The organism is Shewanella sp. UCD-KL21, assembly GCF_001957135.1.
In the GTDB taxonomy this organism is placed as follows: domain Bacteria; phylum Pseudomonadota; class Gammaproteobacteria; order Enterobacterales; family Shewanellaceae; genus Shewanella.
On record NZ_MPHK01000007.1, the window covers coordinates 118,670 to 139,760 of the forward strand.

Sequence of the window (21,091 nt, forward strand, 5' to 3'; positions counted from 1 at the left end):
AGATGCAGCCCAATGCCAAAAATCAATCACTAATGGCTATCAACTACCTCCACATTGACCATTTTTGCTGCAATATTTTCTTTTGTTTTTTTCTTTTGTTTTTTTCTTTTGTTTTTTATCTGGTGATAAATGTATCGACCTTTCAGGCCGACACATTTATCAGGCTTTAAGCGTCACCAGCAGAGCATTTCATCACTGGCAACGCTATGTTTTTGCGATTAAAATCGCCATTAAGTTATAACCCGAGCTATACCTTAACTTTAGCAGCGCCAAAGCTATCATCAAACTCTTGCTCTAAGCTGGCTACATCCACTTTATTGCCTTTTAAGCGTTCAACCACAAGGTAGTTAACTGGCACCAAAATCAAGGTAATAAAGGTAGCAAAGATAATCCCGAAGCCCAGTGATATCGCCATTGGAATTAAGAACTGCGCCTGAGTCGACTTTTCTAACAATAGCGGCATTAAACCAATAAAGGTGGTTAAGCTGGTGAGCATAACCGGTCTAAAGCGTTTTGCTCCCGCTGTGATTACAGCCTCGGCTAATGCCATACCACTAGCACGTTTTTTGTTAATAAAGTCCACCAGCACTAAGGAGTCGTTTACCACCACACCCACCAGCGCTAGCATGCCTAAGATACTGAAAATAGTCAGTGGCGAGCCCATTAACCAATGACCCAGCACCGCACCAATTAGCCCAAAAGGGATCACGCTCATCACAATTAATGGCTGAATGTAAGACTTAAACGGAATGGCCAGTAGGCTATAAATCATAAACAACACAAAGATTAAGCCCCATTGCAGTGAACCAAAGCTGTCTCGCTGCTCACGGGCTTCACCTTCAAGTGAGTGCCTAACCCCTGGGTATTGCTGCACTAAACCATCAAGAAACACTTTAAGATCGGCTTGTAATACCGTCATATTGGTGTTGTCTTTATCCACATCAGCGGTAACATTTAGCACCCGATAACGGTCAATGCGTTTAATGCTCGATGGACTCTTACCTGAGGTCATTTTCGCCACATGCCCAAGCGGGACTTGCGCGCCCTGACTGGTGGTGATCAGTACCTTTTTAAGATCATCCAATGACTGACGCTCATCTAGCGGCAACCGTAGCATGACCCGCACATCATCACGGCCACGTTGAATACGTTGTACTTCAGAGCCAAAATAGAAACTTCTTACTTGGCTTGATACTTCCTGACGAGTCAGCCCTAGCGCTTTACCTTGCTCGGTTAATTCAATTAACAGTTCTTCTTTACCGTTAGATAAACTATCGGCGATATCAAACACGGTCGGGTAGGTTTTTAAATGCTCCTTTACCTGATCGGCTATTTCACGCAAGGTTTCAAGAGAATTGGCGCTGAGCTGCACATCAATAGGATCAGAACTTCGGCCAATTTCAGCGCGGTAAGTCACTGACTCAGCGCCGGGAATTTCGCCGACGCTTTTACGCCATTCGGTTAATAACTGCCTAGAGCTAATATCTGATTCACGCTTTTCTGCTGGGGTGATTTCAAAACGCACGCCGCCGGCATTTGAAGTACCACCTCGACCACCTGTGGTCGCCAAAATATTGATAATGACACTCTCACCATCTTCATCAGTATACTTTTCTTGTAGCGCCTCAGCTTTGGCAGCAATCGTAATAATATGCGCATTGGTCACCTCAAATGGGGTACCAGCAGGCATGGTTAAGTTAAGTCGCACTGTTTCACTTGGGATACGTGGGAAGAAAGTAAACTTAGTCCACCCCGTTGCTAACAATGCCGCTATCACCAAAAGTACCCCGAGAAATAAACTCAAGGTGGCCGTTTTATGTTTTAGCGCAATACGTAAAAACGGTTGATAAAATTGAATGATTGCTCGCTCAAAACCATCGGCAAACTTTTGCTGAAAAATCTCAAATTTATTAAAGTTGTCCTTCTCGTGACGCAACTTAATATTTTTAAGATGAGCGGGCAGCACAAATTTAGATTCGATTAATGAGAATAACAATACCGGAATAACCACTATGGCAATTTGGCCAAATATCGCCCCGCGGGTGCCTTCGATAAACAACATAGGTAAAAACGCGGTAATGGTAGTTAAGATCCCAAAAGTCACTGGCGCAGCTACTTCTTGGGTACCAAGAATCGCCGCTTGCTCGCCATTGGGGGCGGTCTTAAGGTGGGTATAGATATTCTCGCCGGTGACAATGGCGTCATCGACCACAATCCCCAATACCAAAATAAAACCAAACAGGCTGATAACGTTTAACGACACACCAAAAAAGGGCATAAAGATAAACGCCCCCATAAAGGAAACCGGAATACCAATAAACACCCATATGGCAATTGAAGGACGCAAAAATAGCGTCAGTAGTAGCAAGACTAATATGCCGCCTTGCAGCGCACTGCCTGTTAGTGTCGCAATACGGTTTTTAACGATTTCAGAGTCGTCATCCCAATAGCTAAGGCCATAGCCTTCTGGCAGTGTTGCCTGACGAGAATCGATATAGCCTTTCACTTTATCAGCCACATCAATCGCGCTTTGCTGACCAATGCGATACACATCGATAAATGCTGCCTGCTGGCCGTTAAAGCGAGTTCTTACTGGGGTTTCTTCAAAGCCATCAACCACATTGGCAATATCGCCTAAACGAATAATGGTGCCGTCAGCGGCAGATTTAATGACAATATTGGCAAACTCATCTTTGTAATAAGCTTGGCCTTTAGAGCGCAGTAAAATATCGCCACCTTGGGTTTTTAAATTACCCGCCGAGATATCGGTACTAGAAGCATTAATCGCTCTTGATACTTCGCTAAGGGTTAAGTTGTATTGGCGTAATTTGTTTTGTGATAAGGCTAACGACACTTCATAGTTTCGTACCCCACTTAAATCCAGCTGGGTTACCCCATCAAGGCGCAGCAATTCATCACGCACCACTTCAGCAAACTCAATGGTTTCTTTTTCGCTATATTTGCCAGTTACCGTTACTGCAATCACTTCACGCTTGCGCTGAGCAAGGGCTATGACTGGCTTTTCGGCATCAACTGGGAAGGTATTAATGGCATCGACGCGGCTTTTAATGTCTGCGAGCATTTCGCGGGGGTCATAACCACTGTCAACTTCAATGGTGACCTGGGATGACGACTCTGAAGAACTAGAAGTGATTTTTTCTATGCCTTCTAGATCTTGCACCGCCTCTTCAATACGAATTGTTAGCCCTTTTTCAACATCTTCAGGGGTCGCACCACGAAGCGATACTCTAATTGAGATCCTTTCTGACTCAACCGTCGGAAACACTTCAAGGGGGATCTGGGTTGACAGTGAACCTAAACCCAATACCAGCAGCAACAACATTAATAAATTGGCTGCTACGTGGTTTTTTGCAAACCAAGCAATCATAGCTGTGGCTCCTCTTTAGTGGCAGCTTTAGCCTTACGCGCCTCATCAGGGTGACACTTATTCAGCCCACCTGCACGCTTGCCTTGTTTTGCCTCAGCGTTTGTCGCTGCTGTTGTCGCAGCGCCCACCACAGTGACAGGAGTGCCAGAGCTCACTTGACCAAGGGAGGTAACAACCAATTCATCACCGCTTTTTAAGCCTGATCTTATGACGGAGTCTTGGCTGTTTTGCCATCTTGTGCTGACTTCTCGGCGCAATAACATGCCATCGTTAACCACATACACATAAGTGCCTTGATAAATGGCTTTGGTCGGAATAACCAGCACTTGGCTAAGCTTTTTACCAGCAATATTAGCCGTCAGGTATTGGCCTATTTTAAGCGGCATCTGCTGATTGGTTTGATAATCAAATGGGTCATCAATTTGCGCCACTACATAAAGCTGCTGTGAGTTGCTATCAATAGCACCTTCGGTACGAATTAACTGCCCTTCCCATTTTTGCAGACCAATTAAGTCAGACTCAAAACTCACTTTAGCCACCACAGACTTACCTTGCTCGGGTAATTCAACTAACGCTAAATCGCTGTTATTAATAGGTAAGCGTATTTCCACATAATCGGTGGCGTAAATCGTTGCCAGCTGGGCATTGGTCGATACCACCCGGCCTACATCAACATGTTTTTCTAAAATTCGCCCAGAAAACGGTGCAACAACTTGGGTACGTTCTAAGGCCAAATTGGCTTGTTCAAGTTTCGCTTGGTTAGATAGCATTGCCGCTCGCGCTGCAGCTAATTGCGGCTCACGTAATACCAGTGCGGTCGGCTCACGGCCATTACTCAGGCGCTGCCAATCAGCTAAGGCTTGATTGGTGCGTGCTTGTTCTTCTAATAATTGTTGTCTTGCCAACATTAACCCAGCTTCAGCAATTTTTACTTCAGCTTGATAATCTCTATCATCAAGTTGAACCAATACTTCGCCTTTTTCGAAAAAGCCACCTTCACGAAAGTTAGGGCTAATTGATAGAATTTGCCCTGACGCTTGCGTGACTAACGAGCTTTGGGTGCGCGGTTTTACCACCCCAAAACTGCTCACCTGAATTTGATAATTCTGCGGCGTTAGCCGCTGAGTTTCAACCGACATAGCTGCTACGGCCATGGGTTTGCCACGCTTAGTACTTGGCGGGTTTGAGCTGATCACAAAGATAACGGCAACAGCAACAGCAACAATGCCAACGGGGATAAGGTATTTCTTATTCATGATATTATTCTTCTTCTGTAACACTGGCATCAAGGTCACCACCTAACGCAAGGTGTAAACCAATACGGTTAGCAATGATTTGGTTTTTTAAGCTAATGACCGAACTTTGGGCCACAAAGGCGCGATTTTGGGCATCCAATACCGTGGTATAGCTAACAAGGCCACTTTGGTATTGCTCAAAAGATAAGGTTTCGGCTTGCAGCGCATTGTCTTGGGCTTTTAAGGTAGAGCGATATTGCTGCTGCAAACTAGCGTCAAGGTCAAGGTTGTTTTCAACCTGCTCAAAGGCACTAAACAAAGTATTTAAATACTGCTGCTCTTGCTGCTTTAATTTAAGTTTTTGCTGCTCGGTTTGTGATTTTAAGCGACCGGCGTTAAAAATCGGTGCACTCAGGCCTGCAAACACCGACCATGAGCTGTAATCGCCACTTAATAAGTTAGCAATATCATTGCTCGCGGTGCCAATATCAGCCCCTAAACGCAGTGCGGGGTAACGCTGCTTTTGAGTAAAGGCCACCAGTGCATCTTGCGCTAGCAGTTGATACCAAGCGGCTTGTAGTTGTGGCTTACGTTTAACGAGCTCACTGGGCACGCCAATTTTTATCCCTTGGGGCAGTAATGGCAGCTGTTCATCAACCAATAATTTACCCGCAGGATAACCGCCTAATAGTCGTTCTAAGGTTCTAATGTCTTTATTGCGCTGACTGCGCTGTGCTAACAGGTTTGAGTTTTCACTGTGAAACTCATTTTGCGTTAAATACACATCTAGCGCGGTGTTTAACCCTTGCAGGTACCCCGACTCAATGATGTCAAAATTAAGTTTGGCATTTTCAGTGCGGCGCTCAAATAGCTTAACCAGTTCTGTTGAGGTCACGACCTTGTAGTAGGCAATCACCACATCAGCAACCAGTGCATCCCTTGCTTGCTGATAATTGGCCTCAGCGGTGAGTAAATTCAGTTTTGATGCTTTGGCGCTGTCTGATAATTTGCCCCAAATATCCAGCTCATAACTGAGGTCAAGGCTAAGACTGTTGGAGCTTGATGAGGTATCACTGTCGCCACGGCGGGCACTGTTGGCCGCTAGATTTAACTCAGGCCAAAAGCTTGAATCGCTGATGTTAAGTTGCTGCTTTTTTACCTCAACCTCTAATGCCAACTGGATCAATTGCTGATTAGTGTTTAGGCCGATACTGATAAGTTCTAATAGCTGATCAGTGGCGATTGGGCTAACCCAGCTTTGATTGTCTTGCAATGATTTGGCATCGGTATGCCAAGATGCGGGGAGCTCTGGTTTGACCAAGGGCTCATCAACATAAGATGAACTGCTGCAAGCAGATAAAATGAATAGCGAAGTTGCAACCGCCACTAGCGTATAGCGTGTTTTCATTAACTGGAAATCCATTTTCGATTATTATTATTTAATATGATTTAATATTATTTAGATGTTACGTGATTGATTTTAATTAGATCACTTTATAAAGAAAACCGCCAAAGGGTAACTTTGCACAGCTTTACATAGGTTATGTGAGGAAAAGCAATAGATAGCAGCTAGGGGCGAGTATGTCGGCGGCAGTGTCAGGCATTAAAGCTGACGTTTCAGCCAAAGTGGGCAATTAAGCAGGCTTATTAAATGTAACAAGCCTGCCGATTTTTATTAAAAATTGTAATCAAGTTTTACCCAAGCGGTTCGACCCGGCTCATTAACTTGAAATAACGGTGAACTACCTGGAATGTCATTACCCGCTCCAGAGCGACTAACATGTTCGGCATAGGTAATATCAAATAAGTTCTCAATACCAAAACTCACTAAAATATCATCATGCTTCCAAGCACCATTGATGGCCAATGTGCCAAAACCACTGCTTTCAGCCAGATCTTGCCCTGAGATATTACCTTGACCAATTGCGACTCTATCTTGCGCCGCAACCATCCGCCAAAATAACCCAGCAGTCCAATTTTCAGCTTCATAATTCACTGAAATACGCCCCTCTAAAGGCGATATTTGCCCTAGCGGTGTATTGTCAGTGTCATTCTCACCATGGCTATAACTGACGGTTGTTTGCGCCGACCATTGCTCAGTAAATGGATATAGCAGGCCTAACTCGCCGCCCCAAATCGTTGCATCAATATTGTAAGCCGTTGTCTTGGCAGTATTGGCATCAATTAAGATGTAGTCTGCCACTTTGCCGTAATAAAACGCCGTGGATATTTCAATATCGCCTTGATAAATCCAGCCAACATCAAGCTGGGTGGTTTTTTCAGCATCTAAATCGAATGCTTTAAGTGACAAGTCATTATTGTCTGCCTTCATGAACTCCCAATAGTCAGGAATACGTTGGGCATGGCCGCCGCCAATATAATACTGGCTTTTATCAGTCTCAAACTCGTAGCGAACAAAGCCACTGAATAAGTCATCATCACGGCTGCCTTGCTGGGCCACATATAAAGTGGTTTGCCACTGTTCCATTCTTAGGCCTGTCAAGATTTTACCTTGGTTAAGCTGATAACTTGATTCAACAAATAAGCCGCTATTGATATAAGCCATGTTCTGCATAAAGGGTTTTGCTAATAAATCATCTAGGCCATTATCTTCGGCTTGATTGATGCTGCGACCTTTGTGTTCACTGTCCATGTAGTCAAGCCCGACAATGGTTTCCCATTTTTCATTGGCTGAAATATCAAACCATAAATGACCACCCGCGGTTTTTCGTCTGACATTAGTGCCTGCATTTACGCCGCGATCAAACTGATCCATTACGTGATCGTTTTCATTACTATATAACTGAAAATCAATATTATTTAGCCAGTAAAAATCAACATCCTTTTGCACCAATAAGGTGACATTTTCATTATCGATCACACGGGCTTTATTGGTTCTGTCAGCGTATTCAGCCTCACCGCTTGAGCTGCCATAAGCAAGCTCAACCACGGTTGACTCATCAGGGGTCCAACCTACAGCAAAATTGTAATTATTGCGGTCATATAGGGATTGAATGGTGGTGCCATCACCGTCTTGATAATGATCGCTTTTAGACTTATTAGCATCAAAATCAATGTAATGGGTTTCAGTACCAGCTTTTATTTCGACTAAGTAATCTTCACGACCAAAACTGCCGCCGGTGACGCTGGCGCGACCCTCAAGGCTTTTCTCACTAAAGCTATGGCGATCTTTTTCAAATAATACGGTCCCTGCGGAACCGACAGGGCCATATTTTACTGTTTGCGGGCCTTTAATCACTGTAATGGCATCATAGGCTTCTGGATAAATATAAGCTGTTGGCGGATCCATACGCCCGCCACAGGTGCCATAAACATGCTGGCCATCATCAACAATACTGATGCGTGAACCGCCCATGCCTCTTAAAGAAGGGTCGCCACCTGCGCCGCCTTTTCTGGCGATGCTAAAACCGGGGATGGTTTTTAAGTAGCCTGCACCATCATAGGCCGGCAGCGGTAATCTGGGCTTTTTGGGATCGGTGACAACTTTGGCAGGATCGCGCATTAACTCCCCGGTCACCACAATGTAGTCATCACAGCTTTTATTATCGCAGTGCTGCTTGTGTTTGTTTTCTTGGGTGGTTTCAACAGCCTGAGTGTCTGTGGGACTAGCCTCAGTGGCTTGAACGAAGGAAGTGGGTAAAAAACCTAAAGCGACAGCGATAGAAATCATCAATTTAGAGCGATGCATAAACAGTCCTATGACAAACCTATAATATTTGTGCGGACATTTATAAATTAATCAGAACAAGTTTCAATTTAAAACCAACAAACTGCGACACTATGTCACAGGCTGATTAAAGGGAGGTCAAAAATACTAACTTCTGATGAATAAAAAACCTTTTATTCAAGTAGATAAGTAGGGGTAGCAGCCCATTTGAAATAACATCGTAGCCAAATAATAAACTGAAAAAATGGATTATTGAGCCATGACGCTTAACAATAATAAGGGTTTTACCTTAATTGAGCTGGTAGTCGTTATCATTATTCTTGGCATACTAGCGGTTACTGCTGCAGCTAAATTCATCAATTTATCAATTTATCAATTTATCAATCGATGCCAGAGTTGCGGCATTAAACGGCGCAGCGATAACAAGATGCTGCGATAAATCAGTAACGTCACCTCCTCAGCCAGTTCATTTACCACAACGAATAGGGCAAATGTGCTCCTGCTTACCCAATATTCCAAGCCACAGACAGATAAAATCATCTGACTCAAAACTTGCCACCGACTTATTCAAGTGGTTATTAATTATTTCAAAAAATACCCTTTTTCGGCCTTAACAAGGGTCAAAATTTAAGACACAATGGAGATAACATCCATCTAGACGGCTAAACATGAAAAAATCATTAAAACAGCGTTCATCCGATCATCACCGTGGGATCTATTTTATTGGCACTACCCCACCCAAAATCGATACCGATTTTGAATCGGTCAGTACTATCGCTGATAAATTGTTAGCTCGCCTTGATGAGATAAACTTTGATGGTTTGATCATCTACGATATTCAGGATGAAACCAGCCGCATTGATACCCCAAGGCCATTTCCGTTTAAAGCCACCCATGACTCTGGCACTTACGCTCAGCTAATCAATCAAAAGTCAGGCAAGCCCGTTATTGCTTATAAGAGTGTCGCCGGTCTTGATAAGCAGGGCTTTAATGAATGGTTGTCCCGCGCTTGGTATCAAAATAATGTCAGAGACTTGGTATTAGTGGGCTCGCCATCGACTCAGGTTGAAAGTTCATTACCATTAAATGACGCTTACGGCGTATTAGCGGCGCACTCTCAGGAGTTCTACCTTGGCGGCGTGGCTATTGCCGAGCGCCATTTAAGTAAAAAGAATGAGCATATTCGTTTATTAGGCAAGTCGAACCAAGGCTGTGAATATTACATCACTCAGGCGGTGTATAACGCCCAAGCAACCATTGATATGTTAACTAGCTACGCTGAAGAATGTGCGCTCAATAATATTAAGCCTAATCGCATCATTCTGACATTTTCACCTTGCGGCAGCGCTAAAACCTTAGAGTTTATCAACTGGTTAGGTGTGTCGGTACCCGAAGCCACCAGCGAACGCATTTTGTCGGCAGAAGATCCTCTGTATGAGTCAATTAAGATTAACCACAGTAATCTGCTGAAAATTTTAGCCGCTGTTATTCCGCTAAATATCCCATTAGGGCTGAATATTGAAAGTTTAACTAACCGTAAAACTGAGATTGATGCCTCGATTTTGATGTACAAACTGCTAAAGGGCACCATGGATCAAGCCTTAGCTCAAAATCAAATTGATCAATTTGTCTTAAACAAATAATCCTCAAGCGATAAAAACCTTCCCCTGTGGTGCTAAGCCATAGGGTAACTGGCCCATTAGCCTCTTTCAAAGGCTAGAACAGCCTTAGCTCTCCATAATAAATCAGTCATAAAAATCGGCTAATGGATGCTTGAATATCCAAGCGTCGCACTTGAGTTGGCTCTGCTAAAGAATAACCCTGCTGAATTGAGTATTTAACCACCATAATCAGGTATAAAAAGAGGGCTTCACCCCTGAATAAGGTGCCTTGAGTAGCCTGATTTAAGCGCTATAAAAGCGCATTAACTGCTGTTATTTATCCAAAAACATTGTAAGAAATCAAGCCTGTAAACCCAGTTAGGGCTTGACTACACAAGTTGGAATATCCTCGAAATAATAAAAAAATAACCTGTTTACATTTACTTAGTGTTTAAATTCAAACAATTCATGTTATAAAAGAATGGCAATAGTTAAATTAAGGTTAATAAAATTAGCAAAACCATCGAATTTGCGACTTATGTTAGTTAAGGCGGTTGCATTATTAGTTTGAGCGCTGTGAGCATTTTGGGAGCTTACAACCAACTGAAATTAACGATACAGCGCTTAAAAAGTAGCTAATAAATATTGCACCGATAGGTTTCAGTAAGTGAATTTACAATGAATTGAATTATAAAATACAGGGGTTTTTATGCGAATCATCCAACTCTTAGCGCTATTAATATTCACTATCTCTTTTTCGCAATCTGCCGCCGCTAATGACGCTAAAAATGAAGAACAGCAGGTCCTATCATCTTGCATGTCGTTAAACAAAGCATCTTCGGCCGCTTCAACTAAGCCTTGCGCTTACTATATTCAGGGGTTTCTAGCTGGCTCATTCAACAACACGCATCAGTTTGAGCTTAGAAAAGGCTCAGAAGGATTTGCTGACAGAGCTTACCGCACTCGAGTTGGTAACCTAACATCAAAAATGGTGCCGACAGAGTTATGTATCCCCGCAAGTGTCACTCGTGATCAGCTACTTAACCGAATAGTTGATAGAACGATTAACGAACTATCACCATCGACTAACTCTTTGCAAGGGTTGCAAAGTCAAATTTATCAAGCATTAGTCAAAGAGTCGTCATGTGAGCAAGATGACTAACAGGTTAATCATCCTAAGAGTAACAAAGGTTAGATACGCTGGATTTTAAGCTTTTAACTTAAGCACTCAATAACACAAAGTATTAATCAATATGAAACAAGAAAACAAAAGCCGCGTTGTTCCAAGCCATAGGCTTATCCTGATATTAACACTGGCCTTATTTTGGTGGATTAATTCAAATTACAGTAATCCTCTTTTACTGTCCTTGGGTGTGGGTTCAATCATGCTGGTGCTTTATATTGCCCAGAAAATGGATGTTATCGACCAAGAAACTCACCCTATTCGTCTTAACGCCAATATGCCAAGTTATGCGCTGTGGTTAGTAAAGCAGGTGGTTTTATCTAACATCAGTGTGGTTAAACATATTTGGATGGGTAATAAGAGCATCAAGCCAACACTCACCACTATAGACACTCGCCAGTGCTCAGATATCAATAAAGTCATCTATGCCAACTCTATAACCCTCACCCCAGGAACCGTAGCAATAGACTTAATTGACGATCAACTCACAGTTCATGCTTTACATAAGGATGATATCGAAACACTCAAAACCGGAGAGATGGATCGCCGGGCAAGGGAGCTTGAAGACTAATGTTAACTGCTGCCACAATCGCCATTCTTGTTGTTATGTTACTGGCAATCATTCGCTGTATCGTCGGCCCCACCCTTTACGATCGCATATTAGCTTTCAATTTTTTTGGCACTAAAGCCATATTGCTGATTGCAGTTTTGGGTTTTTTAATGGGACGCCCAGAGTTTCTCGACATTGCCCTCGTCTATGCCCTCATTAACTTTATCAGTGTCATCGGGGTATTACGTTACTCAGACTCAGCAGAGTTCAACATCACCCCTTATAAATCAGATTCAAACAAGGAGAGTAAAAGATGACCTTATTGCTCGAAATAAGCAGTGGTTTATGCCTGCTAATTGGATGCTTTCTTTGTTTTTCTGGTGGCATTGGCATTATACGTTTTCCAGACTTTTACACCCGTATGCATGCTGCAAGCGTTACAGATACCTTAGGTGCCAGCCTAGTGTTGATTGGCTTAATGCTGCAAAGCCCCAATGGTGTGGTACTGATGAAACTGATTTTGATTTTAATGTGTACGCTATTTATCAATCCATCTGCCAGTCACGCATTAGCAAAAGCGGCATTGCATAATGGCCTGTTACCGCTACAGGCTAAGCCCGATGATCAGGGAGGGAACAAGCCATCGAAGCCTTAGTTGATGTAATACTGTTAATATTTTTAGTGATCATTGCCATTGCCATCGTTCGTACCAGCAATCTACTCGCGGTTGTCATGTTAAGCGGCATTTATGGCTTATTATCAGCCTGTTTCTTTGTGGTGCTTGATGCCGTTGACGTGGCCTTTACCGAAGCTTCCGTGGGGGCGGGAATATCTGGTTTACTCATGTTGGCGGCCATTACCATCACAGGTCGAAAAGAAGCGCCAAAGCGTCATAAACCTTTTCTGGCACTCTTTGTGGTGCTAGTCACCGGTAGCATGCTGATTTACGGCACCATGGATATGCCTTATTTTGGCGCCGCTGATGCACCTGTGCATCAACATGTTGCTCCTCGTTATATTCATAAATCAATGCAGGAAGTTGGCGTACCTAATATTGTGACGTCGGTTTTAGGCAGTTACCGTGCATTTGATACTTTAGGTGAAGTCGCAGTTATTTTTACCGCCGGTATTGGTGTGCTGTCATTACTCAGATTGCCACGTCGCCGTAAAAAGCCCCAATCTGATGAAGCCACAGAAGAGCAGATGCATGAGCGCCATATGGTTGTGCGTATCGTCAGTAAAGCCCTTATCCCTTTCATCTTGCTGTTTGCGCTATATGTGCAATTCCATGGTGACTTTGGCCCAGGCGGTGGCTTTCAAGCTGGGGTTATCTTCGCAGCAGCGATTATTCTCTACACCATGCTATTTGGTTTAGATACCGCTCAAAAGGTATTTAACCCAGCGTTAATTCAACTGCTTGCGGCAGTGGGGCTTTTGCTTTACGCCTCTGTGGGGGTTGTTTCGATGATCAATGGCGCAAACTTCTTAGATTATAACGTGTTAGCGGATAATCCTCTTGATGGTCAACATATCGGGATACTGATTATTGAATTAGGGGTCGGTATCACTGTCGCATCGGTCATGTTGAGTATCTTTTTCAATTTTGATGCTCGCAGACAAGCCATTCATAACAGTAGCAAACAAAAAGGGGAGCAGGATGTTTCTCGGACTCTATAACTATTGGATCGCAATTTTGCTGATGATGATTGGTTTTTATATCGTTATCGCCCATGGCAATTTGGTTAAGAAGCTGGTTGGACTGACTATTTTTCAAACCTCAGTGTTTATCTTTTATATCAGCGTCGGCGTGGTTGAACGTGGCAGCGCCCCCATCTTAGCGGAAGGGATCAGCGACTACTCTAATCCTCTGCCTCATGTATTAATTCTTACCGCCATTGTAGTCGGTATTGCAACCACAGCACTGGGTCTTGCACTGGTCATCAGAATTAAAGAGTCCTATGGCAGTGTCGAAGAAGATGAAATACAAAAACTAGATCAGCTAAACGAGGAACAATCATAGTGTTAGCTCACCTGCCTATATTACAAGTCGTGGTGCCGCTAATGGCTGCCCCGCTATGCTGGTTTTTAAATCGTTCAAAACTGGTGTGGGTATTTTCCCTATTGGTCTGTGCTGCGACCTGCGCCAACAGCATACTATTGCTGATAGAAGTCATGAAATCAGGCCCCATCATCTATGAACTTGGGGGCTGGGAAGCACCTTGGGGGATTGAATTTCGCATCGATAAACTCAATGCTTTTTTACTGCTGATTATTTCGAGCATTGCGACAGTGGTGTTGTTTGCCGCAAACACCAGCATTCAAAAAGAATTGAGCGCAGACCGCCACACCCTATTTTACAGCCTCTACCTGTTATCGTTGACAGGCATGTACGGCATAGTGGCGACTGGCGATGCATTTAATGTGTTTGTATTTTTAGAGATTTCCTCGCTTTCTGCCTACGCCTTAATCGCCTTAGGTAATGACAGACGCGCACTTTGGGCCGCTTTCCAATACCTGATTATGGGTACCATTGGTGCCACCTTTATTTTGATTGGTATCGGCATGCTCTATCAAATGACGGGCACGCTAAACATGAGCGATCTCGCCATTCGATTAGTGGACGTTGGCCACACCCGCACGGTGTTTGCTGCATTCGCCTTCTTAATTGTCGGTATCTGCTTAAAGCTAGCACTATTCCCACTTCATCTGTGGTTGCCTAATGCTTATGCCTACGCACCGTCAATAGTAACGGCATTTTTAGCGGCCACCTCGACCAAGGTTGCGGTGTACTTACTGATCCGGTTTACTTTTACCGTATTTGGCATCACTTTCTCGTTTACCTCACTCCCCTTACAAAGCATTTTAATGGTGCTGGGACTTGCGGGTGTTTTTGTTGCTTCTGTCACCGCGATTTATCAGCAAAATGTTAAGCATATCTTAGCCTACTCAAGTATCGCGCAAGTCGGCTATATGATTATCGGTTACTCCATTAATACCAGCACAGGGGTGATGGCCACATTACTGCACCTGTTTAACCATGCCTTAATGAAAAGCGCACTGTTTTTAGCATTAGGCGCCGTAATGTACCGCATTGGCAGCGTCCAATTGAGTCAATTCCAAGGCTTAGGCCGACAAATGCCCTTAACCATGGCAGCTATTGTCATCGGTGGATTAAGTCTTATTGGCGTGCCATTAACCGTCGGCTTTATCAGTAAATGGTATCTGCTTATCGCCAGTGTGGAAGCCGGTATGTGGCCGGTTGCGGTACTTATCTTGCTGGGCTCGTTACTGGCAATTGTCTATATCTGGCGAATTGTGGAAATGGCTTACTTTAGGCCGCCACTGCCCGGGCGAGAAGTCAAAGAGGCACCTTGGACATTCCTTGCGCCTATTTGGGTTCTCGTCATCGCTAATATCTATTTCGGTATCGATACTCGCCTGAGTGTGCAAGTGGCACAGACGGCTTCTCAAAGTTTGTTTGGAATAAACCCATGAATCCATCTTTGGCGCTGATGTTACAGCTCACTATCTTATTGCCTCTGCTAGCAACCTTTGCAATCGCGGTGACAGGCAAAAAACCTAACCTTCGTGAGGCTGTCACCATCAGTATCAGTCTTGCGGTACTTTACTGCGTGATAAACCTCTACCAAGCGCTTAAGGCGGGAGAGAGCATTGCGGTCTCTTGGTGGGAGCTGATGCCAGGCTTAGAGATAAGCTTTGTTGTTGAACCACTAGGGATGTTATTCGCGTTAGTGGCCAGTTTTCTTTGGTTAATTACCACCATTTATGCCATTGGTTATATGCGTGGTCATGGCGAGGAGAACCAAACTCGCTTCTATATCTGCTTCGCTTTAGCCATAAGTGCGGTTATGGGACTGGCCTTTTCAGCTAACCTATTTACCCTATTTATCTTCTATGAAGTAATAACCCTATCAACCTATCCGCTGGTGACTCACGCGGGGACAGACAAAGCGAAACAAGGTGGCCGCGTCTACCTTGGTATTTTACTTAGCACCTCAATCGCCTTCTTCCTGCTAGCCATTGTATTAACTTGGTTGACCAGCGGCACCCTTGAATTTACCGCAGGCGGAGTGTTTGACGACAATGTTGATACCACTGTCGCAGGCGTTATCTTAGTGCTATTTATATTTGGTATTGGTAAAGCAGCCATTATGCCCTTTCATCGCTGGCTACCTGCGGCCATGGTGGCGCCAACACCAGTCAGCGCCCTGTTGCATGCGGTGGCGGTGGTAAAGGCGGGAGTATTTACGGTACTCAAAGTTTGTATTTTTATTTTTGGACTCGACCTGTTACCTAAACTGCCTACCACAGAGTTTTTGCTGTACTTGGCGACTTTCTCAGTATTAGTTGCCTCAATAATAGCGATGCGACAAGACAACTTAAAAGCCAGATTGGCCTACTCTACTGTGAGTCAATTGGGCTATATCACTATCGGTGCACTACTGGCCACCTCAACGGGCGTTATCGGTAGCGCGATGCATATTGCCTCCCACGCCTTTGGCAAAATTACCCTGTTCTTTTGTGCTGGTGCCATTTTGGTGGCTTGTCATAAATCTAAGGTCAGCGAGCTGCGCGGCTTAGGCTATACCATGCCAATCACCATGGCTGCTTTTTTCATTGCTAGCCTTAGTATTATCGGCGTGCCACCAACAGGCGGAACATGGAGTAAATGGTTCCTATTAATGGCCACGGTAGAAACTGGCTATTGGCTGGTCATGGTCACCTTGATGCTCAGCTCGTTGCTCAATATCGCCTACCTACTGCCTATTCCTTATCACGCATTTTTCCCAGGTAAGGGCGAGAAGCCTGAAAATCGCACTATCGAAGAAGCGCCATTGCCCTCTTTGATTGCATTATCTATCACATCATTAGGCTGCTTGATGATGTTCATCCATCCACAGCCCGTTTATGAATTGGCGAAAGCTATCTTGACTGTATCTGGAGTTAGTCATGGACAATAACATCGACAATAATATGGACAATAAAAAGCAGTACATTTTTGATAACCCCAAAAATATCCAGCGAGTGTTATACCTGTTATACGCCTGCTGTGGATTACTTATGGTACTGGATTTTGTCATCCACCGTCATGTGTCCCATAGCTGGGAAAACTTACCGATTTTTTATCCACTCTATGGCTTTGTCGGCTGCGTCATCTTGGTATTGGTCGCCAGCTGGATGCGGACCTTTTTGATGCGTCCAGAAGATTATTATGGACCCGTTGAAGAACTTGATGACAGTAAGATTGAAATAGTCGACGTCAGCGAGGGCCACGCCAAAGAAGCTAACAATAACAATAAAGGTGATCGCAATGTGGATGCTTGAGTTACCGCCCTTTGTGCTGTTTTTAATTGGTGGATTAATTGCTGCTACAACCCGTGGCAAACTCCGCGGCGCCTTGATGATAGCGATTCCAATCGTCAGCGGCTTGCACTTGTGGAGCGTACCTGAGGGTATCCACCTGCAATTTATGTTTTTAGACTATCAATTAGTCCCCTACCGCGCTGACAAATTAAGCCTGATGTTTGGCTATATTTTTCATATTGCCGCCTTGATCAGTATTATCTATTCACTGCACGTTAAAGATACCGTGCAGCAAGTCGCTACTATGTTTTACGCCGGCAGTGCCATTGGCGCTGTATTTGCGGGTGACTTACTGACGTTGTTTGTGTTCTGGGAGCTTTTGGCGTTTACCTCAGTATTTTTGATTTGGGCTCGGCGTACTTCTCGCGCTTATAGTGCGGGTATGCGCTACCTCATCATGCAAGTACTGTCAGGGGTTATTTTGCTGGTCGGCGCACTGTTTTATATCAGCGATACGGGCAGTGTTGCCTTTGAGTATATCGGCATAGATGGCATAGCAGGTTGGCTTATCTTTATCGCCTTTGGCATTAAGTGTGCGTTTCCTTTTGCTCACACTTGGCTTACCGACGCTTACCCTGAAGCGACGCCAACAGGTACCGTTATTCTCAGTGCTTTTACCACCAAGGTGGCGGTATATGCACTGGCTCGAGCCTACCCCGGCACCGAGCTGCTCATTTATATTGGCGCAGCAATGACCTGTTTCCCGATCTTCTTTGCGGTAATTGAAAACGATCTTCGCCGCGTACTGGCTTATAGCTTGATAAACCAAGTGGGCTTTATGGTGGTCGGTATCGGTATCGGTACCTCGCTGGCATTAAATGGCGCAGTATCTCACGCCTTTAACGATGTGATCTTTAAAGGCTTGCTGTTTATGAGCATGGGCGCGGTGTTGCATATGACAGGGCGAATAAACGGCTCCGATCTCGGCGGCCTTTATAAAACCATGCCCAAAACCACCCTACTGTGTATTGTCGGCGCTGCCTCTATTTCAGCATTCCCACTGTTTAGCGGTTTTGTCAGTAAATCTATGGTGATGTCTGCGGCCATTGAAACCGGTCATGACTGGGTGTGGTTAATGCTATTGTTTGCCTCGGCAGGTGTATTCCACCACGCTGGTATCAAGATCCCTTACTTTGCCTTCTTCGCCCATGACTCAGGCATTAGAGCAAACGATCCACCAAACAACATGTTGTTAGCTATGTTTATCTCGGCCTGCCTATGTATAGGCATTGGGATCTACCCAGCAGCGCTTTACTCGCTACTGCCATACGATACTGGCTACAACCCTTATGATGCGACCCACGTACTCGCCCAGACGCAGCTGTTGTTATTCTCTGCACTGGCCTTTGTTTGGTTGAATCTTAAAGGTAAGTATCCACCAGAACTGCGCTCAACTCACCTTGACGTTGATTGGGCATACAGGCGCTTAGTGCCTAATGCTTTGCAGCGAATGTTTGCGGTAATTTGGAAGGTAGATGCTGAGGTACGTCAATCAATACGTGACAAGCTAAACCAATGTCAGGCATTTTTAGCACGCCAATACAAAGGCGGTGGTAGCTTTATTTCTACCGACTACCCTTCTGGCAATATGGTGCTTTGGGTAGCAGTTATTCTAGCAAGCTATCTGTTTATTGGCTTTGTGAGCTAATCGGAGTCATCAAGATAAAAGCTAGCCTGTTTGCTGTTGATAATTGCAACTAGGCTAGCTTCAAAACACGCTTGTCATCTTCAATAAATGAACCTAATGAGCGGTTCTAAACCGTGTATCTTGAGGTAGCTTGGCTATAGGCTAACCTGCCTTAGCTTGGATCCTGTAGGCATGTAGCAAAGGCTCGGTATAACCAGAAGGCTGAGATTTACCTTTGAAGATAAGATCGCAAGCCGCTTTAAAGGCTATGCCGTCAAAGTTAGGTGCCATATTGATATACAGCGGGTCTGCTGCATTTTGAGTATCCACCACCGCAGCCATTTTTTTCAGCGCCGTCATCACCTCTGCTTCACTGCATAAGCCATGCTCAAGCCAATTAGTTAAGTATTGCGATGAGATCCGCAAGGTCGCTCTGTCTTCCATCAACCCAACATTATTAATATCAGGTACTTTCGAGCAACCAACTCCTTGGTCAATCCAGCGCACCACATATCCCAGAATACCCTGAGCATTATTTTCTAGCTCAAAGGTAATTTGTTGTTGGGTTAATGTTGTCGCTTCATCAAGCAATGGAATCGTCAACAAGTCGTCAATGCTGGCACGCTTGCGATGCTTTAGTTGCTGCTGCACGTCGGCAACATTTATTTGATGATAATGGGTCGAATGCAGCACAGCACCATTGGGCGATGGTACCCAGGCCGTATTTGCCCCCGCTTTTGGGTGAGCCACTTTTTGTTCTAGCATAGCCGCCATTTCATCTGGCATCGGCCACATGCCTTTACCTATCTGAGAGCGACCTTGTAAGCCACATTCAAGTCCAATATCAACATTCCAATCTTCATAAGCAGTAATCCATTTTTGCTGCTTCATCACAGATTTAGGAACAAAGGCACCCGCTAACATTGAGGTATGGAGTTCATCACCGGTACGGTCGAGAAAGCCAGTATTAATAAAGACAACCCGCTCTTGCGCGACCCTGATACACTCTTTCAAGTTGAGTGTGGTTCTGCGCTCTTCATCCATGATGCCGACTTTGATGGTATTACGGGGGAGTTTGAGTGCATCTTCTATCTTGGTAAACAAGTCACAGGTAAATTGCACTTCTTCTGGGCCATGCATTTTAGGTTTTACAATATTCACTGAGCCTTGACGACTATTACTGCGCCCATTATTGTGACCTTGAAGGTCATGCATAGCGGCAAGTACAGTGATCATGCCATCGAGTATGCCTTCGGGTACTTCATTGCCATTTTTATCTAGCACGGCATCAATTGTCATCAAGTGACCCACATTACGCACAAATAGCAAACTTCTACCGGGTAAAGTCACTGTCTCAGTCTCAGTCTCTGTGCCAGTGTCTGCGTCTGCATTAACAGCGTTATAAACGCGATCATCATTAAGCTCTCTGAGGACTTCTTTACCATTTTTAGTCAGTGAGGCCGTTAAGTTGCCTTTCATCAACCCTAACCAATTACGGTAAATTTCAACTTTGTCTTCAGCATCAACTGCAGCGACAGAGTCTTCGCAATCCATAATGGTCGTCACTGCGGCTTCAACTAATAGATCTTTAACGCCAGCATTATCGCTACTGCCAATCACACTGTCAGGATCAATTTGGATCTCAATATGCAAACCATTATTGACTAGCAAAATAGCACTCGGCGCAGCTGCACTACCTTGGTAACCAACACACTTTTGTGCTTGGGCTAATGTTGTGGTCGTGCCATCCGTTAACTGCATACGTAATAAGCCAGCATCAATATAATAACGCGTCACATCAGCGTGGCAGCCTTGCACTAATGGCGCTGCGGTATCTAAGTGATGTTTTGCAAACGCGATAACTTTTTCCCCCCTTAAAGGGTTGTACTGTTTAGTGAGCTCTGCACCACCTTGTGGTGATATGGCATCTGTACCATATAACGCATCATATAAACTGCCCCAACGCGCATTGGCTGCGTTAAGTGCAAAACGCGCATTTTTTACTGGCACAACTAATTGTGGCCCAGCTTGCGCTGCTATTTCATGATCCACATTTTCAGTGCTAATTTGAAACGCGTCACCTTCTGGCACTAGGTAGCCTATTTCGGATAGAAAAGCTTTATATTGGGCAGGGTTAAAGGCTTTAGCAGGGTGCTGTGTATGCCATTGATCAATTTGTTGCTGCAGGTGCTGCCTTTTTTCTAAAAGCGCCACATTAACAGCAGAAAACTCGGTAACAATCTCTTCAAATTTTGCCCAAAATTCAGCAGAATTAATGCCAATATCAGGACAAATTTCACTATCAACCAGTTGCCACAGTTCTTGTGCTATTTGTAAACCACCTACTTTAATTCGTGCTGTCATTTTTATCCCTACCCTTAATTCCAGTGCGCTGAAGTTAAAAAACCATTCAAATCTATTATTAATCGTTAAT

The 21,091-nt window shown here is 44.3% G+C and carries 16 protein-coding genes and 1 pseudogene; 12 read left to right on the top strand and 5 right to left on the bottom strand.

The genetic code is table 11. The features are described 5' to 3' along the window. Positions 1-247: 247 nt before the first annotated feature. The 4 genes from BM739_RS08455 to BM739_RS08470 form a co-directional block, all read right to left on the bottom strand. Positions 248-3,388, bottom strand: coding sequence for an efflux RND transporter permease subunit (locus BM739_RS08455; RefSeq protein WP_083698101.1), 3,141 nt, complete (start codon positions 3,386-3,388; stop codon positions 248-250). After that, positions 3,385-4,644: an efflux RND transporter periplasmic adaptor subunit gene (locus tag BM739_RS08460; protein ID WP_083698109.1), complete on the bottom strand. Its 1,260-nt coding sequence runs from the start codon at positions 4,642-4,644 to the stop codon at positions 3,385-3,387. Before BM739_RS08460 ends, BM739_RS08455 begins: the two co-directional genes overlap by 4 nt. Positions 4,645-4,648: 4 nt before the next feature. After that, on the bottom strand, positions 4,649-6,031 hold the full coding sequence (locus BM739_RS08465; protein ID WP_076539587.1) for a TolC family protein: 1,383 nt from the start codon (positions 6,029-6,031) through the stop codon (positions 4,649-4,651). 267 nt (positions 6,032-6,298) lie between these two features. Beyond that, entirely contained in the window at positions 6,299-8,332 is a 2,034-nt protein-coding gene (locus BM739_RS08470) for a TonB-dependent copper receptor (RefSeq protein ID WP_254843509.1), read from the bottom strand. A gap of 238 nt (positions 8,333-8,570) precedes the next feature. Between BM739_RS08470 and BM739_RS08475 the strand changes: the two are divergent. The 12 genes and pseudogenes from BM739_RS08475 to BM739_RS08530 all read left to right on the top strand — a co-directional run. Next, a pseudogene (locus tag BM739_RS08475) lies at positions 8,571-8,675 on the top strand (type IV pilin protein); the annotation flags it as partial. A 304-nt stretch (positions 8,676-8,979) separates the two neighbouring features. Continuing rightward, positions 8,980-9,954, top strand: a complete 975-nt coding sequence (locus BM739_RS08480; RefSeq protein ID WP_076539590.1) for a methylenetetrahydrofolate reductase — start codon at positions 8,980-8,982, stop codon at positions 9,952-9,954. A 667-nt stretch (positions 9,955-10,621) separates the two neighbouring features. Continuing rightward, positions 10,622-11,074 carry a hypothetical protein gene (locus BM739_RS08485; RefSeq protein ID WP_076539592.1) on the top strand — a complete coding sequence of 151 codons (453 nt, stop codon included), beginning with the start codon at positions 10,622-10,624 and terminating at the stop codon, positions 11,072-11,074. Positions 11,075-11,165: 91 nt separating this feature from the next. Beyond that, entirely contained in the window at positions 11,166-11,666 is a 501-nt protein-coding gene (locus tag BM739_RS08490; RefSeq protein ID WP_076539593.1) for a Na+/H+ antiporter subunit E, read from the top strand. Then, positions 11,666-11,962, top strand: coding sequence for a monovalent cation/H+ antiporter complex subunit F (locus tag BM739_RS08495; RefSeq protein ID WP_076539594.1), 297 nt, complete (start codon positions 11,666-11,668; stop codon positions 11,960-11,962). Before BM739_RS08490 ends, BM739_RS08495 begins: the two co-directional genes overlap by 1 nt. Continuing rightward, positions 11,959-12,300, top strand: coding sequence for a monovalent cation/H(+) antiporter subunit G (mnhG, locus tag BM739_RS08500; RefSeq protein ID WP_076539595.1), 342 nt, complete (start codon positions 11,959-11,961; stop codon positions 12,298-12,300). The genes BM739_RS08495 and mnhG overlap by 4 nt, the downstream gene beginning before the upstream one ends. Before the next feature lie 26 nt (positions 12,301-12,326). After that, positions 12,327-13,322 carry a Na(+)/H(+) antiporter subunit B gene (locus BM739_RS08505; protein WP_254843510.1) on the top strand — a complete coding sequence of 332 codons (996 nt, stop codon included), beginning with the start codon at positions 12,327-12,329 and terminating at the stop codon, positions 13,320-13,322. After that, on the top strand, positions 13,303-13,665 hold the full coding sequence (locus tag BM739_RS08510) for a cation:proton antiporter subunit C (protein WP_076539602.1): 363 nt from the start codon (positions 13,303-13,305) through the stop codon (positions 13,663-13,665). Before BM739_RS08505 ends, BM739_RS08510 begins: the two co-directional genes overlap by 20 nt. Beyond that, positions 13,665-15,140 carry a monovalent cation/H+ antiporter subunit D family protein gene (locus tag BM739_RS08515; protein WP_076539604.1) on the top strand — a complete coding sequence of 492 codons (1,476 nt, stop codon included), beginning with the start codon at positions 13,665-13,667 and terminating at the stop codon, positions 15,138-15,140. The genes BM739_RS08510 and BM739_RS08515 overlap by 1 nt, the downstream gene beginning before the upstream one ends. Further along, positions 15,137-16,627 carry a monovalent cation/H+ antiporter subunit D family protein gene (locus BM739_RS08520; protein WP_076539606.1) on the top strand — a complete coding sequence of 497 codons (1,491 nt, stop codon included), beginning with the start codon at positions 15,137-15,139 and terminating at the stop codon, positions 16,625-16,627. Before BM739_RS08515 ends, BM739_RS08520 begins: the two co-directional genes overlap by 4 nt. Beyond that, a complete protein-coding gene (locus BM739_RS08525) occupies positions 16,617-16,991 on the top strand; it encodes a hypothetical protein (RefSeq protein WP_254843511.1) in 375 nt (124 codons plus the stop codon). Before BM739_RS08520 ends, BM739_RS08525 begins: the two co-directional genes overlap by 11 nt. Further along, positions 16,978-18,678 (top strand): Na(+)/H(+) antiporter subunit D, encoded by a 1,701-nt coding sequence (locus BM739_RS08530; RefSeq protein WP_076539608.1) that lies wholly within the window; start codon positions 16,978-16,980, stop codon positions 18,676-18,678. The genes BM739_RS08525 and BM739_RS08530 overlap by 14 nt, the downstream gene beginning before the upstream one ends. Before the next feature lie 141 nt (positions 18,679-18,819). On the opposite strand, the gene BM739_RS08535 is transcribed toward BM739_RS08530, so the two are convergent. Then, entirely contained in the window at positions 18,820-21,021 is a 2,202-nt protein-coding gene (locus tag BM739_RS08535) for a malate synthase G (RefSeq protein WP_076539611.1), read from the bottom strand. Positions 21,022-21,091: the final 70 nt, after the last annotated feature.